This window comes from Mycolicibacterium arcueilense, assembly GCF_058536225.1.
In genome coordinates, this window is record NZ_JBZTYL010000006.1 from 72,154 (window position 1) to 86,202 (window position 14,049).

Here is a 14,049-nt window from a genome sequence, read left to right on the forward strand (position 1 = left end):
GCTAACCCACGGGTGCCATGGCGAATGCCCTCTTGGCGATCTGCAACAACCAGCCCGCGGCAGTGGGACTACGGAACTTCGGCCAGTTCAGCTGAAAACTGAACACCCACGGCTGCCCGGTGTAGTCCACCGCGTACCAGCTGAACGTCAGATCGCCGGGCAGGTTGCCGCCCTTGGCACCGATGTAGCGCCACTTGTCGGGATCCGGGTCGATGCCGGGCAGCGCGGAGAGGATGTCCTTCACCGGCGCGGCAGCACCGTAGGCCGAGGCCTGCAGCGCGGCATGTACCCGGCAGATGTCGGCCGCACTGGCGAACCACTCCAGCCCGTCGTTGGATGCGGGAGTGTGGGTGCGGTACGGATCCGGTTCGTAGGGACGGGCATTGGTCTGCTGGAGCAGCGCAACCCGGTCGGCGGGAGAGGCGGTCTTCCACTTGTCGCGGAGATTCGGCTCGCCCCAACCGACCGAGAACACCTCGTGCATGGTCGGGAACGGGGTCATGCTGGCCGGATCGTGGTGTCCCGCGGTCACCAGGGCGCGTTCCACCGCGGCCGGGCCCATCCGGCCGATCAGCAGATCGGTGGCCATGTTGTCGCTGGCCGAGATCATCTGTTGGGCGGCCGTCCGCACCGTGATCTGAGCGCCGGGGGGAAGCTTGTCCAGCCCGGCGGAGCCGAGCTTCTTGCCTTCCTTGGTGATCGTGAGGTGATCGTCCCAACTCAGCGTGCCGGCCTTGACCGCGTCCGAAACTGCAAGCAGTACATACAGTTTGAAGATCGACGCCAGGGGGAGTGACATGTCGGTGTTGGTGCCGGCGACCTGCTCGCACTTCCCGTTGTTCACTTTGGACACCCGGTAGGAGTACCGCGCACCCGACTTGGTCAGCTCGGTGTCGATGTCGGACCACTGTTCGATCTTCGGCGGCACCAGGGTGACGTCGAAGCGGTCGACCAGGCCGGCGTCGTTGGTCCTCAGCGCGATGTCCTGGGCCACGTTGTAGGACGTCAGCACATGCAACGTCGCCTGCGTCGCCCCGATGTCGACCGAGGTGACCTTGAACGGTCGATCCCACCAGATCGAGTCCATCTTGGTGCCCACCAGATCGACCTTTTCGGGGGCGGCCAGCGTGCGCACGCCGATGGGGCCGATCGGCCAGTCGGAGTTGAGCATGTCCATGGTCTGCTTGGCACGCAGACCAGGCGGGGTGATGGTGTCGATGTGTGCGCCGTAGGACACTTCTGCCGCCGGCGCGACGTTGGGCGAACAGCCACAAGCCAGGGCCGCGGCGACCGCTGTGATGGCCGTCAGGCCAACCGTGCGGCGCAGCGTCCGGCCGCGGCTACGCCTGGGCAGCGGGCCCTGCAACGTCCAGCACAACCTCGAACTCCAGCAGTGACGCGCCGGTCGCGACCGGGTTGGCGTGCTCGCCCTTGTGTGCCTCGGCAGCGCGGCCGGTGGCCCATGTCTGGAAGGCTTCCTCGGTTTCCCACTGCGTCACCACGAAGTAGCGCTCTTCGCCCTTGACCGGACGCAGCAGTTGGAAGCCCAGGAATCCAGGCTGGTTGTCGACGGAGTGTGCGCGGTTGGCGAAGCGCTTCTCCAGTTCCGGGCCGGCGTTGGGCGGGACCTCGATGGCGTTGATCTTCACGACGGGCATGGTGTTCAGGCTACCGTGGCTGCCCGGCAAGATAACGGGATGGTCACAGATCTACTCACCCACCGAGGAGGGCGCGGCGAGCCCATCGTGCTGGTACACGGCCTGATGGGTCGCGGCAGCACCTGGTCACGCCAATTGCCGTGGTTGAACGAGTTGGGTGAGGTCTACACCTACGACGCGCCATGGCACCGCGGGCGCGATGTGGTCGATCCCCATCCGATCAGCACCGAGCGTTTCGTAGCGGATCTCGGTGACGCCGTGGCGGGTCTGGGGCGGCCGGCGATGTTGGTAGGGCACTCCATGGGTGCGTTGCATTCCTGGTGCCTGGCCGCGGCTCGCCCGGAACTTGTCAAAGCCGTGGTGGTCGAGGACATGGCCCCCGATTTCCGGGGCCGCACCACCGGCCCGTGGGAACCGTGGGTGCACGCCCTCCCGGTCGAGTTCGCCTCGGCGCAGGAGGTTTACGACGAGTTCGGACCCGTCGCGGGTCAGTATTTCCTCGAGGCCTTCGACCGGACGGACACCGGTTGGCGGTTGCACGGGTACCCGCAGTGGTGGCTGGACATCGCCGCCCAGTGGGGAACACGGGACTACTGGCAGCAGTGGCGGGACGTAAGGGTGCCGACGTTGCTGATGGAGGCGGAGAATTCGGTGGCGCCGCCCGGGCAGATGCGTGAGATGGCCGAAATCGGCCAGGATGCAAGGTATCTGCACGTTCCCGGCGCGGGCCATCTGATCCACGACGATGCGCCCGAGGTGTACCGGGAGGCCGTGACCGCTTTCCTAACGACGCTCGCCTAGGGCCCCTGCGCTCGGCCACGACGGCTGGTGCTCGAAGCGGCTGCGGATCGCATCGAGATCGTGGTCCGCGCGGTAGGTCTCGTAGTCGGGCTGGTTGAGGTCGAACAGATCCAGGCGGAAACGCAGGACATTGCTGCGCCGTGCCGCCCAGCTCACCGCGGCGGCGACCGCGAAGGGTGAGATCAGGATGATCAGGGCGAGTGCAACAGTCATGGCAGTAATTGTTGTTAGGAAAATATACCGCCAACAGTGGCAGCGCTGACACCTTACGATAAAATGCTGCCATGCTGAGAAGCGTCTCCACGCTGGTGCTCGACGGCCTGGCGGTATTCGAGTTCGGGGTCATCTGCGAGGTCTTCGGGATCGATCGGTCCGCGGAAGGGGTGCCGAACTTCGACTTCAAGGTATGCGGGCCCGAGGCGGGCAAGCCGCTACGGACATCCGTCGGCGCCACGCTGACACCGGAATACGGGCTGGATGCACTTCAGGGCGCGGACCTGGTCGCGATTCCGGCTATCGGCGGCTCGGATTACCTGCCCGAGGCGCTGGAGGCTGTGCGTGCCGCCGCCGATGCGGGGTCGATCATCCTGACCGTGTGCTCGGGTGCGTTCCTGGCCGGCGCCGCGGGCCTGCTGGACGGGAGGCCGTGCACCACGCATTGGATGCACGCCGACGAGCTGGCGCGCAGGTATCCGACCGCGCGCGTGGATCGCAACGTGCTGTACGTCGACGACGGCAACCTGATCACCAGCGCGGGCACCGCGGCCGGTATCGATGCCTGCCTGCACCTGGTTCGCCGCGAGCTCGGTAGTGAGGTGACCAACAAGATCGCCCGGCGCATGGTCGTCCCGCCGCAGCGCGATGGCGGGCAGCGTCAGTTCATCGATCAGCCCATTCCCGTGAGGTGTTCGGAAAGTTTTGCGCCGCACCTGGATTGGATCATGGGTAATCTGGACAAGCCGCATACCGTGACGACGTTGGCCAGACGGTCCGCGATGTCCACCCGCACCTTCGCTCGCCGGTTCGTCGAAGAGACCGGCACCACGCCGATGCAGTGGATCACCGATCAGCGGGTGCTGTACGCGCGCCGGCTGCTCGAGGAGTCCGATCTGGATATCGACCGGATCGCCGGGCAGGCCGGGTTTGGCACCGCGACGCTGCTGCGTCATCACTTCCGGCGGGTCATCGGAGTGACGCCGTCGGACTATCGGCGCCAATTCTCCTGCAGTACAGACGAAGACGCCGTCATCGCGTGAGATGTCAGCCGTCGGGCTGGCACGACACGTTGACGTAGACCGTGGTGTGCTGGGACGGATCGATCCGGTACCCGTTGTCGTCGATGTTGGAGTCGGCCAGTCCGTGCACCCCGGTGACGCGGCAGTTCGACAGGCCGGTGTTGGCGTTGGAGTTGACCTGCACGTGATAGCCCCGGCTCTCCAGGTCGCGGACGGTGTCGGAAGCTGAGCCCGTGCCGGACGGTGCGGCGGTGGCCGGTGCTGCCAGGCCCAGGCCCAGGCCCATCGCCGTACATGCAAACGTCGCTAAGATTTTGCTTGACATAGATCCGTTCTATGTGAAGCAAAGCCCCAATGGTGTGCTGCGGCAGGCATTCATGCCGACCTCATGTATTTCCGCCTTCGCCGGCGAGAGCGAAAAGGCCGTCGTCGGTCTGCTCCACCAGGCCGTCCACCAGCAATGAGTCCAGCGCGCGGTCCCGTTGGGCGGTGTCGGTGAGCCAGGCCACGTCGAGTTGAGCCCGGGTCACCGGGGAACTGCTGGCGCGCAAGACATCCAGCAGCTTGCCGCGCACCTGGCGGTCGGTCCCGGCGTAACGCTGCACGCGCTTGATGACCGTCCCGGCGGGGTAACCCGCAGCGCGCCAACGGCATCGGCTCAACGGACAGCCGCCGCACTGCGGTGCGCGCGCGGTGCACACCACCGCGCCCAACTCCATGAGGGCGGCCGAGAAGACCGGTGCCGTCTCGTCGGGTGGCAGCAGTGCGGCCACGTCGTCCAGGTCGCGGGCCCGGGCGGGTGCGTCCGCCTGACCGTGCAGCACCCTGGTGACCACCCGGCGCACATTGGTGTCGACCACCGGGACGCCGGCCGAATAGGCGAAGCACGCGACGGCACGGGCCGTGTAGGCGCCGATGCCGGGCAGGGTCAGCAGCGTCTCGACGTCACTGGGTACCTCGTCGTCGTATTCGCCCGCGATCACCACGGCACACTCGTGCAGACGCTTGGCCCGCCGCGGATAACCGAGCTTGCCCCAGGCGCGCAGCACCTCGGCCGATCCGGCGGCCGCGGTGGCCGACGGTGTGGGCCACCGTTCGATCCAGGCCAGCCAGATGGGCTCGACGCGCGACACCGGCGTCTGCTGCAGCATGAATTCACTGACCAAGATCTGCCAGGCGGAAACGCCTGGTCGCCGCCAAGGCAGGTCGCGCTGGGCCGATTCATACCAACCTACTAATTCGCCCGGGTCGATGCTCATGGGCGGCTCATGCAGAATGGCTGATATGCCCAACTCGAATCCGGTATCCGCTTGGAAGGCACTCAAGGACGGTAACGCCCGCTTTGTTGCCGGCGAACCGCAGCATCCCAGCCAGGACATCGCCCGCCGGGCCAAGCTCGCGCACGGTCAGAAGCCGACGGCCGTCGTGTTCGGATGCGGTGACAGCCGCGTCGCCGCCGAGTTGCTGTTCGACCAGGGACTGGGCGACATGTTTGTGGTCCGTACCGCCGGCCATGTGCTGGACAACGCGGTGCTGGGTTCGATCGAGTACGCGGTGTCGATCCTGAACGTGCCGCTGATCGTGGTACTCGGCCACGACAGCTGCGGTGCGGTGAAGGCGGCCATCAATGCCCTCGACGAGGGGCAGGTGCCCGGCGGTTACGTGCGCGACATCGTCGAGCGGGTGACCCCGTCGATCCTGATGGGCCGCCATTCCGGTCTGACCCGCGTCGACGAGTTCGAGGCCTTCCACGTCAAGGAGACGGTCAACCAGCTGCAGATGCGGTCGGCCGCGATCTCCAACGGTCTCGCCGCAGGCACCCAGGCCATTGTCGGCGCCACCTACCACCTGTCCGACGGACACGTGGAACTGCGCAGCCATCTGGGCAACATCGGCGAAGCCTGAGAATTTCGCTGGCGCCCCGACACGCCGGGGCGCCTCGGGCAACTGGGTATGACCTGGGCTTACCGTGAAAGCCGTGTTGGATCTCGAACCTCATGGGCCACTGCCCTCGCAGATTTACTGGCGGCGCCGCGCGCTGGCCATCGGAATCGCGGTAGTCGTCGTGGGGATCATCGCCGCGATCGTCGCGGTGATCGTGACCAGTAGCTCCGGAGCCGAGACCAAGTCAGCCGACGAACCCACTGCCGCCGCTGCCCCGCCCACGCCGCTGCCGGGCGAGAATCCCGAGGTCAAGTCCCCGGTGGTGCCGCCGGCTCAGCACGCACCGCCCCCGACCGCCACGCCGACGGCGGCCGTCACACCGCCACCCCTGCTCAAGGAGGGCGACGACTGCCCGGATTCGACACTGGCGGTCAAGGGCATCACGAGCCAGCCGCAGTACGTCGTGGGCGAGCAGCCGAAGTTCACCATGGTCGTGACCAACATCGGTCTGGTGGCCTGCAAGCGTGACGTGGGTGCCGCGGTGCTGGCCGCCTACGTGTACGCGTTGGACAACAACCGGCTCTGGTCCAACCTGGACTGCGCACCGTCCAACGAGACGCTGGTGAAGACGTTCAACCCGGGGGAGCAGGTGACCACCGAGGTCACCTGGACGGGCATGAGCTCGGCGCCGCAGTGCCCGATGCCGCGTCAGCCGATCGGACCGGGCACCTACAACCTGATGGTGCAGCTGGGCAATCTCAGATCGGCGCCGGTGCCGTTCATCCTGGCTCAACCCAATCCGCAGCTGCCCGGACCGCCCGCCGAGGGCGCACCGCCGGCTGAGCCGGCCGCACCGGGCAACTGACTCAGGCCAGCCGGTCGGCGATGGTCGACTCGGCCAGCAGCGACAGACCCTCACGGATGTGCCGGGCCCACATCGACCCGATGCCGTCCACCGACTGAAGATCGTCGGCGCTCGCAGCCAGCAGCCCTTGCAGTGAGCCGAACGAGCGGACCAGCAGATCGACGTGGGCGAACTGCAGTCGCGGGATGCCGGCCATCGCGCGGTAGCCGCGTGAGCTCATCGCCGAGTCCTGTGCCTCCGACGTCGACGGGTATCCGAAAACCCTTGCCAGCGTGGTGAAGTCGAGCAACTCGCTGTCGGTCAGCGCGTCCAGCTCATCGAGTGTCGCGTGGACCTGTGCGGCTGTCGGCGGGTCCGGCAGGGCGTGGTAGTCCCGCACGATCAGCTCGCGTGCGGCCTCGTTGTCGCCGACGAGTTCGTCGAGCTGCAGTTTGAGCTGGCGCCCGTCGGTGCCGAGTTCGACGACGTCGGCGTCGATCTCCAGGCTGATCCGGCGCACCATCTCCAGCCGCTGAACCACGGTCATGACGTCACGCAGCGTGACGAAGTCCTCGATCTCGGCGGTGGACAGCTGCTTGCTGACCTCGTCGAGCCGGCCCTTGTAGCGCTCCAGTGTGTTGATGGTCTGGTTGGCCCGCGACAGGATGGTCGCCGAATCGGGCACCACGTGGCGCTCGCCGGCGACGTACACCGTCACGATGCTCATCGAATGGCTCACCGAGATCACCGGATAACCGGTCTGGATCGCGGTGCGCTCGGCCGAGCGGTGCCGGGTACCGGATTCGTCGGTGGGGATCGACGGGTCCGGCACCAACTGGACGTTGGCCCGCACGATGCGGCCGCCGTCGCTGGACAGCACCACCGCGCCGTCCATCTTGGACAGCTCACGCAGGCGGGTGGGCGCGTAGCGCACATCCAGGGCGAACCCGCCGTCGCAGATGGCTTCCACGCTGTCGTCGTAGCCGAGCACGATCAGAGCGCCCGTCTTGCCGCGCAGGATGCGTTCCAGGCCGTCACGGAGCGGCGTTCCGGGAGCCAGCCGGCCGAGGGTTTCCCGTAGCGTCGGCCGAGCCAGATGCACGACGGTGCGGCTGGTGCGAGCACCGGAGTTCACGGCCATCAATTCTCCTAGGGTCGGCCGCTATTGTCCGCGATGTTCCCGATTGCTGGCAATTGCGATCTCCCTGAGTGCCCGCAAGGCCGCCCCGATGTGGTCGACGGTGATGACACGCAGCCCAGCGGGTGCACTGGTGACTCCGGGCGGCACCACGGCAATCGTAAAACCCAGCCGGGCGGCCTCGGCCAGCCTGCGGTCCATGCCGGTGACCCGGCGCAGATCGCCGACGAGTCCTACCTCGCCGATCACCACCGCATTCATCGGTAGTGCGATATCGAGATAGGCCGAGGTGATGGCCAATGCCACGGCCAGGTCCGAGGACGGATCGGTCAGCCGCATGCCGCCGACGGTGGACACGTACAGGTCGTGGCCGCCGATCGGCAGCGCGCAGCGGGTCTGGAGCACCGCGCTGATCATCGCGGCGCGGGCGGAGTCGACACCGCTGACCGCGCGCCGCGGCGGGCCCACCGGTTGTACGGCCAGCGCCTGGACCTCACCGATCATCGGGCGCTTCCCGTCCAGGGTGACGGTGACAGCAGTGCCCGGAACTGCCGCCGGACGTTGGTCGAGGAACAGCCCGGACGGATCGCTTACACACTCGATTCCGTTGTCGTGCATCTGAAAACAGCCGACCTCGTCGGCAGCGCCGAACCGGTTCTTGACCCCGCGGACCATGCGCAGGCTCGACGTGTGATCACCTTCGAAATGCAGCACCACGTCGACCAGATGCTCCAGGGAACGCGGGCCTGCGATGGCGCCGTCCTTGGTCACGTGCCCGACCAGGATCATGGCCACCGCCGGGTCTCCGACCGCGGTTTTGGCGTAGCCGGTCAGCGCTGTGGTCACCGCACGCACCTGTGTCACCCCACCGGTCACCCCGTCGGCTTCGGTGGTGGACATGGTCTGCACCGAATCGACGATCACCAGGCTGGGTTTGACCTCTTCGATGTGGCCGAGCGCGATCTGGAGGTCGGATTCGCCTGCGAGATAGACGTTGTCGTGTGTGCAGCCGGTACGTTCGGCGCGCAGCCGGATCTGGCCCGCGGATTCCTCACCGGACAGGTAGAGCGCCCGACGGCCGGTGTGGGCCCAGCGGTTGGCGACCTCGAGGAGAAGGGTGGACTTGCCGACGCCGGGTTCCCCGGCCAGCAACGTGACCGAACCGGCCACCAGGCCGCCGCCCAGAACCCGGTCCAGTTCGGTGACACCGGTCGCGTAATGCCGGGTGATACCGGGGTCGATCGACGTGATCGGAACCGCGGGCGACGTCGGGGCCACCGAGCGGCGGACGGAACTGCCCACCGACGCGAGTGTCGCTACTTCGTCGACTGTTCCCCACGTGCCGCAATTGGCGCAGCGCCCCACCCATTTGGGAGTGGCATGCTGACATTCCGAACAGCGGTATTGCGAACGTATTTTCGAAGCGGCCACGCCGTGACAGTAACGGCAACCCCCGACATCAGCGGTTAGGCACGCGCCGGTCAGGGGCCCCGCGGGTCAGCGGTGGGTCAGGTCAGTGATGCCCGCCGGCTTCGCTGCCACCGGCGGCAGCTTCGCTCGGCTCTTCGCCGGCCGTGTTGCGCCGCGGTGCCTCGCCCGCCGAGATCGGCACGGCGACAGTGGTCTCGCCGTTCTCGAACTTGAAGGTGAAGTCGTAGAGCAGGCCGTTGGTGACCGGCTTGGTCAGCGTGACCTTGGCGGTGACGGCGTCAGCGGCCTCGGTCTTCTCCAGCGGCTTGGTCTGGCCGTCGGGCTCACCCACCACCAGGACGCCGCCTGCCGGGATGGTCTGATCCCCGGTCAGTGCCACGTCGCCGACGGGGGACTTGATCGAGACGAGCTTGTTGGCCTGCTCGGTGGATCCGTTGGCTGCGACGAACAGCAGCTCGGCTTCCGAGCCGGCCTCGACGTAGTCCTTCTGCTGCGGCGCACGCAGGTGCACGTTGCGCAGCGCGATCGCGCCGGACTGTGCGTTGACGCCATTGACGGCGGGCTCCTGGGTGGCCGTCTGGGAGACCTGGCCGGCGCTGCACCCGGTGAGAACGGCTGCGGTCAGGCCACATGCGGCAAGACCGGCCGAGGCACGCATTGCGAAGCGGTTCACTCAAGCCTCCTGAGCTGGGTCGGCGTACTTCGACTATGCACAGTAGTAGGTGGCGTCGGCGGGCGGAATGCGAGGGCTTGGCAAACGCCTCGCAACGGGGTCCGGCCACGGCCGCCCCGGGCGCGCAACGCCTTTGCGGGGGCAGCCGTTTCGAGCCCTCGGCTGGCCAGGTGATTGCACGCTTTCGTCACCATGTCAACCCCTGTTCTTCACCTGCATGGCCCCTGACCTGCATAGTTGGTGCGCGTGTGATCTGGGCCCGTGTTAGGATGGACTAGCGAAAGGGGCTCGAATCAGATGATTTTTAAGGTCGGAGACACCGTCGTCTATCCACACCACGGTGCTGCGTTGATCGAGGCGATCGAAACCCGGACTATCAAAGGCGAGCAGAAGGAATATCTCGTCCTGAAGGTTTCCCAAGGGGATCTGACCGTTCGAGTACCCGCAGACAACGCTGAGTATGTCGGTGTCCGCGACGTCGTGGGCCAGGAAGGTCTCGACAAGGTTTTCCAGGTGTTGCGGGCTCCGCACACCGAAGAGCCGACCAACTGGTCGCGCCGCTACAAGGCCAATCTCGAGAAGCTGGCCTCCGGTGACGTGAACAAGGTTGCCGAGGTTGTCCGGGATTTGTGGCGTCGCGATCAGGAACGCGGTCTTTCCGCGGGTGAGAAGCGAATGCTGGCCAAGGCCCGGCAGATTCTGGTCGGTGAGCTTGCGCTGGCCGAGAACACCGATGACGCCAAGGCGGAGACCATCCTCGACGAGGTTCTGGCCGCCGCGTCCTGACGCGTGGTGGCAACAACTGTCGCGGTCGTCCCGGCCGCCGGCTCAGGTGAGCGGCTAGGCGCGGGCAGACCCAAAGCGTTCGTCAAACTGGGGGACAAACCCCTGCTGGAGCACGCCCTCGATGGGCTGCTGGCCTCAGGGGTGATCGACAAGGTCGTGGTCGCGGTTCCACCCGCGCTCACCGACGAGGCCACCTTGGTCTTCGGGGCGCGCGCACAGATCGTGGCCGGGGGAGCGGATCGCACCGAATCGGTGGCGCTGGCCCTGGCAGCTGCCGGCGAACCGGATTTCGTCCTCGTGCACGACGCCGCCCGGGCGTTGACTCCCCCTTCGCTCGTCGCCCGGATCGTCGCGGCACTGGCCGACGGCCACGCCGCGGTTGTTCCCGGCCTCCCGTTGGCCGACACCATCAAGGCCGTCGACGCCAACGGCGCGGTGCTGGGCACGCCCGAGCGGGCCGGTCTGCGGGCCGTGCAGACCCCTCAGGGCTTCCACACCGATGTGCTGCGTCGGGCCTATCAACGTGCCGGTGCCGGTGTGGTCACCGATGACGCCTCGCTCGTCGAGCAGATCGGTACACCCGTACAGATCGTCGAGGGCGATCCGATGGCCTTCAAGATCACGACTCCGCTGGATCTGCTGCTCGCCGAGGCCGTCATGGCGCGTGGGGCATGTTGATCCCCAGAGTCGGGCTGGGAACCGACGTTCACCCGATCGAGCCGGGCCGGCCGTGTCGGCTGCTGTGCTTGGAATTCGAAGGCGCCGACGGCTGCGCCGGCCATTCCGACGGCGACGTCGCCGCGCACGCGTTGTGTGACGCGCTGCTCAGTGCGGCGGGCCTCGGCGACCTCGGCGGGGTCTTCGGCACCGACCGGCCGGAATGGCGGGGAGTCACCGGCGCCGACATGCTGCGCCACGTGCGCGGGCTGGTGCAGGAAGCGGGCTTCGCGATCGGCAATGCCACGGTGCAGGTCATCGGAAACCGACCCAAGATCGGGCCGCGCCGTGAGGAGGCCCAGGAGGTGCTCTCCGGTCTGATCGCAGCTCCGGTGTCGGTCTCAGCGACCACGACGGACGGGCTCGGTCTGACCGGTCGGGGTGAAGGTTTGGCCGCGATAGCCAGCGCTTTGGTGGTTCCGGCGGAATAGGCCGGTAAGCTGGCACGTCGTGACCGATCGCGCTCAAGCTGTCGGGTCGGCAACAGAGACCGGCCTGCGGCTGTACGACACCATGGCGGGTGCCGTACGGGATTTCGTACCGCTGCGGCCGGGGCACGCTTCGATCTACCTGTGCGGTGCCACCGTTCAGGGCTTACCGCACATCGGTCATGTCCGTAGCGGAGTCGCGTTCGATGTGCTGCGCCGGTGGCTGACCGCCAATGGATACGACGTTGCGTTCATCCGCAACGTCACCGACATCGACGACAAGATCCTCAACAAGGCGGCCGACGCAGGCCGGCCCTGGTGGGAGTGGGCCGCGACCTACGAGCGGGCGTTCAGCGCCGCGTATGACGCGCTGGGCGTGCTCCCGCCGTCGGCTGAGCCGCGGGCCACCGGCCACATCACCCAGATGGTCGAGCTCATCGACCGGCTGATCGAGAAGGGGCACGCGTACGCCCAGGGCGGCGACGTGTACTTCGCCGTCCAGAGCCAGGCAGACTACGGTGCGCTGTCCGGTCACCGGATCGACGATGTGCACCAGGGTGAGGGCGTGGCCACGGGCAAGCGCGATCAGCGCGACTTCACGCTGTGGAAGGGCGCCAAGCCGGGTGAGCCGTCGTGGCCGACGCCCTGGGGCCGGGGGCGTCCGGGCTGGCACACCGAGTGCGTCGCGATGTGCGAGGCCTACCTGGGCGAGGAATTCGACATCCACGCCGGCGGCATGGACCTGATCTTCCCCCACCACGAGAACGAGATCGCCCAGGCTCAGGCCGCGGGCGACGGGTTCGCCCGGTACTGGCTGCACAACGGCTGGGTCACCATGGGCGGCGAGAAGATGAGCAAGTCGCTGGGCAACGTGCTTTCGATTCCTGCTGTGCTGCAACGGGTTCGGGCTGCCGAGCTGCGCTACTACCTGGGCAGCGCGCATTATCGGTCCATGCTGGAGTTCTCCGAGAATGCGCTGCAGGACGCGGTGAAGGCCTACAGCGGCATCGAGGACTTCCTGCACCGGGTGCGCAACCGGGTCGGCGCGGTCGCCGTCGGCGACTGGACGCCGAAGTTCGCGGCCGCACTGAACGACGACCTCGCGGTGCCGATCGCACTGGCCGAGGTGCACGCCGCGCGGGCCGAGGGCAACCGCGCGCTGGATGCCGGTGACCACGACGGCGCGATGGCGCAGGCCACCTCGATCCGGGCGATGATGGGGATCCTCGGCTGCGATCCGCTCGACGAGCGCTGGGAATCCCGCGACGAGACGTCGGCGGCGCTGGCTGCGGTGGACGAGCTGGTGCAGTGGGCGCTGGCCGGCCGAGCTGAGGCCCGGGCCAATCGGGACTGGGCCGCGGCCGACGCCATCCGGGATCGACTCAAGGCGGCAGGCATCGAGGTCACCGACACCGCCGATGGTCCACAGTGGGCACTGGTGGACGGGAACGGAGCGTAGATGGCCGGGAATTCGCAGCGGCGCGGCGCAGTGCGCAAGCCGGGCACCAAGAAAGGGCCGACCGTCGGGTCCGGCGGCGTGCGTCGTCGCGGGCTCGAAGGCCGTGGCGCCACGCCGCGCGCCGATCAGCGCCCGCACCATCCGGCTGCCAAGAAGGCCGCCAAGGCGGCGCGTCAGGCACAGGGGCGGCACAAGAAGACCGACGACACCGAGTTGGTGCTCGGCCGCAACCCAGTGGTGGAGTGCCTGCGGGCCAAGGTTCCGGCCACCGCGCTGTACGTGGCGTTGGGCACCGAGGCCGACGAGCGTCTCACCGAATCTGTCCAGATCGCCGCGGACCGCGGTATCTCGATCCTCGAGGTGCAGCGCCACGATCTGGACCGGATGAGCTCCAACGGACTGCACCAGGGCCTGGCCCTGCAGGTGCCGCCGTACAACTACGCCCATCCCGACGATCTGTTGAAGGCCGCCCGGGACTCCGGGGAGCCCGCACTGATGGTGGCCCTGGACAACATTTCCGATCCCCGCAACCTGGGCGCCATCGTGCGTTCGGTGGCGGCGTTCGGCGGACAGGGCGTGGTGATCCCGCAGCGGCGGTCGGCTTCGGTGACCGCGGTGGCGTGGCGCACCAGCGCCGGGGCCGCGGCCCGTACTCCGGTGGCGCGCGCGACGAATCTGACTCGCACACTGAAGAGTTACGCCGATGCGGGTCTTCTGGTCGTCGGCCTCGATGCCGGCGGTGACACGACGCTGGACGAACTCGAGGGCACCGGGCCGATGGTCGTGGTGGTCGGCTCGGAGGGCAAGGGCCTTTCCCGGCTGGTCCGCGAGAACTGCGATGCGGTGGTGTCGATCCCGATGGCGGGGCCCACGGAGTCGCTGAACGCGTCGGTCGCGGCCGGTGTGGTGCTGGCCGAGATCGCCCGTCAGCGCCGAACCCTCTGATTTGACGTTCATTCTGCGGCTACGGCGCAGAAGTGCGAGTGTGCTCAGCC

General features: G+C 67.4%; 17 protein-coding genes. 9 read left to right on the plus strand and 8 right to left on the minus strand.

Annotation, left to right across the window (positions count from 1 at the left end):
• Nucleotide 1: 1 nt before the first annotated feature.
• The gene (locus AC4LGL_RS03385; protein WP_491837628.1) at nt 2-1,366 is read right to left on the minus strand and encodes a serine hydrolase; all 1,365 of its coding nucleotides are present in this window, start codon (nt 1,364-1,366) and stop codon (nt 2-4) included.
• Complete coding sequence (locus AC4LGL_RS03390) at nt 1,341-1,658, minus strand: antibiotic biosynthesis monooxygenase family protein (RefSeq protein WP_491837629.1); 318 nt, start codon at nt 1,656-1,658, stop codon at nt 1,341-1,343. The genes AC4LGL_RS03385 and AC4LGL_RS03390 overlap by 26 nt, the downstream gene beginning before the upstream one ends.
• A 39-nt stretch (nt 1,659-1,697) precedes the next feature.
• Here AC4LGL_RS03390 and AC4LGL_RS03395 point away from each other — a divergent pair, with 39 nt between their 5' ends.
• Nucleotides 1,698-2,459, plus strand: a complete 762-nt coding sequence (locus AC4LGL_RS03395) for an alpha/beta fold hydrolase (protein ID WP_491837630.1) — start codon at nt 1,698-1,700, stop codon at nt 2,457-2,459.
• On the opposite strand, the gene AC4LGL_RS03400 is transcribed toward AC4LGL_RS03395, so the two are convergent.
• The gene (locus AC4LGL_RS03400) at nt 2,442-2,672 is read right to left on the minus strand and encodes a hypothetical protein (RefSeq protein ID WP_491837631.1); all 231 of its coding nucleotides are present in this window, start codon (nt 2,670-2,672) and stop codon (nt 2,442-2,444) included. The genes AC4LGL_RS03395 and AC4LGL_RS03400 overlap by 18 nt on opposite strands.
• Before the next feature lie 71 nt (nt 2,673-2,743).
• Here AC4LGL_RS03400 and AC4LGL_RS03405 point away from each other — a divergent pair, with 71 nt between their 5' ends.
• A complete protein-coding gene (locus tag AC4LGL_RS03405; RefSeq protein WP_491837632.1) occupies nt 2,744-3,715 on the plus strand; it encodes a helix-turn-helix domain-containing protein in 972 nt (323 codons plus the stop codon).
• 4 nt (nt 3,716-3,719) lie between these two features.
• Here the strand turns inward: AC4LGL_RS03405 and AC4LGL_RS03410 are convergent, their stop codons facing one another.
• Together AC4LGL_RS03410 and AC4LGL_RS03415 are read right to left on the minus strand one after the other, a co-directional pair.
• Complete coding sequence (locus tag AC4LGL_RS03410; protein ID WP_491837633.1) at nt 3,720-3,980, minus strand: hypothetical protein; 261 nt, start codon at nt 3,978-3,980, stop codon at nt 3,720-3,722.
• A gap of 100 nt (nt 3,981-4,080) precedes the next feature.
• On the minus strand, nt 4,081-4,953 hold the full coding sequence (locus AC4LGL_RS03415) for an HhH-GPD family protein (RefSeq protein WP_491837634.1): 873 nt from the start codon (nt 4,951-4,953) through the stop codon (nt 4,081-4,083).
• Between the two features lie 25 nt (nt 4,954-4,978).
• Here AC4LGL_RS03415 and AC4LGL_RS03420 point away from each other — a divergent pair, with 25 nt between their 5' ends.
• Nucleotides 4,979-5,599, plus strand: a complete 621-nt coding sequence (locus AC4LGL_RS03420) for a carbonic anhydrase (RefSeq protein WP_064883913.1) — start codon at nt 4,979-4,981, stop codon at nt 5,597-5,599.
• Between the two features lie 73 nt (nt 5,600-5,672).
• Entirely contained in the window at nt 5,673-6,443 is a 771-nt protein-coding gene (locus AC4LGL_RS03425; RefSeq protein ID WP_491837635.1) for a hypothetical protein, read from the plus strand.
• A 1-nt stretch (nt 6,444) separates the two neighbouring features.
• Here the strand turns inward: AC4LGL_RS03425 and disA are convergent, their stop codons facing one another.
• From disA to AC4LGL_RS03440, 3 genes are all read right to left on the minus strand, one after another.
• Nucleotides 6,445-7,563: a DNA integrity scanning diadenylate cyclase DisA gene (disA, locus tag AC4LGL_RS03430; protein ID WP_491837636.1), complete on the minus strand. Its 1,119-nt coding sequence runs from the start codon at nt 7,561-7,563 to the stop codon at nt 6,445-6,447.
• A 21-nt stretch (nt 7,564-7,584) separates the two neighbouring features.
• The gene (radA, locus tag AC4LGL_RS03435) at nt 7,585-8,991 is read right to left on the minus strand and encodes a DNA repair protein RadA (protein WP_491837637.1); all 1,407 of its coding nucleotides are present in this window, start codon (nt 8,989-8,991) and stop codon (nt 7,585-7,587) included.
• 82 nt (nt 8,992-9,073) lie between these two features.
• On the minus strand, nt 9,074-9,664 hold the full coding sequence (locus AC4LGL_RS03440; RefSeq protein WP_491837638.1) for a copper chaperone PCu(A)C domain-containing protein: 591 nt from the start codon (nt 9,662-9,664) through the stop codon (nt 9,074-9,076).
• A gap of 297 nt (nt 9,665-9,961) precedes the next feature.
• Between AC4LGL_RS03440 and carD the strand changes: the two genes are divergently transcribed.
• Genes carD through rlmB form a run of 5 tightly spaced genes read left to right on the plus strand, consistent with a single transcriptional unit; the run spans nt 9,962 to nt 13,999 of the window.
• Complete coding sequence (gene carD, locus AC4LGL_RS03445) at nt 9,962-10,450, plus strand: RNA polymerase-binding transcription factor CarD (RefSeq protein ID WP_003882506.1); 489 nt, start codon at nt 9,962-9,964, stop codon at nt 10,448-10,450.
• Between the two features lie 3 nt (nt 10,451-10,453).
• A complete protein-coding gene (gene ispD, locus AC4LGL_RS03450) occupies nt 10,454-11,128 on the plus strand; it encodes a 2-C-methyl-D-erythritol 4-phosphate cytidylyltransferase (RefSeq protein ID WP_491837639.1) in 675 nt (224 codons plus the stop codon).
• A complete protein-coding gene (gene ispF / locus AC4LGL_RS03455) occupies nt 11,122-11,598 on the plus strand; it encodes a 2-C-methyl-D-erythritol 2,4-cyclodiphosphate synthase (RefSeq protein ID WP_491837640.1) in 477 nt (158 codons plus the stop codon). Before ispD ends, ispF begins: the two co-directional genes overlap by 7 nt.
• A 19-nt stretch (nt 11,599-11,617) precedes the next feature.
• Nucleotides 11,618-13,054: a cysteine--tRNA ligase gene (gene cysS / locus AC4LGL_RS03460; protein WP_491837641.1), complete on the plus strand. Its 1,437-nt coding sequence runs from the start codon at nt 11,618-11,620 to the stop codon at nt 13,052-13,054.
• The gene (gene rlmB, locus AC4LGL_RS03465) at nt 13,055-13,999 is read left to right on the plus strand and encodes a 23S rRNA (guanosine(2251)-2'-O)-methyltransferase RlmB (RefSeq protein WP_491837642.1); all 945 of its coding nucleotides are present in this window, start codon (nt 13,055-13,057) and stop codon (nt 13,997-13,999) included. It begins immediately after the preceding gene.
• The last annotated feature ends 50 nt before the right edge of the window (nt 14,000-14,049 follow it).

Bases quoted from the DNA above. Each gene is read 5' to 3' on its own strand.
- AC4LGL_RS03390 (WP_491837629.1), bottom strand. From the start codon at position 1,658: ATGCCCGTCGTGAAGATCAACGCCATCGAGGTCCCGCCCAACGCCGGC.
- AC4LGL_RS03395 (WP_491837630.1), top strand. From the start codon at position 1,698: ATGGTCACAGATCTACTCACCCACCGAGGAGGGCGCGGCGAGCCCATC.
- AC4LGL_RS03400 (WP_491837631.1), bottom strand. From the start codon at position 2,672: ATGACTGTTGCACTCGCCCTGATCATCCTGATCTCACCCTTCGCGGTC.
- AC4LGL_RS03405 (WP_491837632.1), top strand. From the start codon at position 2,744: ATGCTGAGAAGCGTCTCCACGCTGGTGCTCGACGGCCTGGCGGTATTC.
- AC4LGL_RS03410 (WP_491837633.1), bottom strand. From the start codon at position 3,980: ATGGGCCTGGGCCTGGGCCTGGCAGCACCGGCCACCGCCGCACCGTCC.
- AC4LGL_RS03415 (WP_491837634.1), bottom strand. From the start codon at position 4,953: ATGAGCATCGACCCGGGCGAATTAGTAGGTTGGTATGAATCGGCCCAG.
- AC4LGL_RS03420 (WP_064883913.1), top strand. From the start codon at position 4,979: ATGCCCAACTCGAATCCGGTATCCGCTTGGAAGGCACTCAAGGACGGT.
- disA (WP_491837636.1), bottom strand. From the start codon at position 7,563: ATGGCCGTGAACTCCGGTGCTCGCACCAGCCGCACCGTCGTGCATCTG.
- carD (WP_003882506.1), top strand. From the start codon at position 9,962: ATGATTTTTAAGGTCGGAGACACCGTCGTCTATCCACACCACGGTGCT.
- ispF (WP_491837640.1), top strand. From the start codon at position 11,122: ATGTTGATCCCCAGAGTCGGGCTGGGAACCGACGTTCACCCGATCGAG.
- rlmB (WP_491837642.1), top strand. From the start codon at position 13,055: ATGGCCGGGAATTCGCAGCGGCGCGGCGCAGTGCGCAAGCCGGGCACC.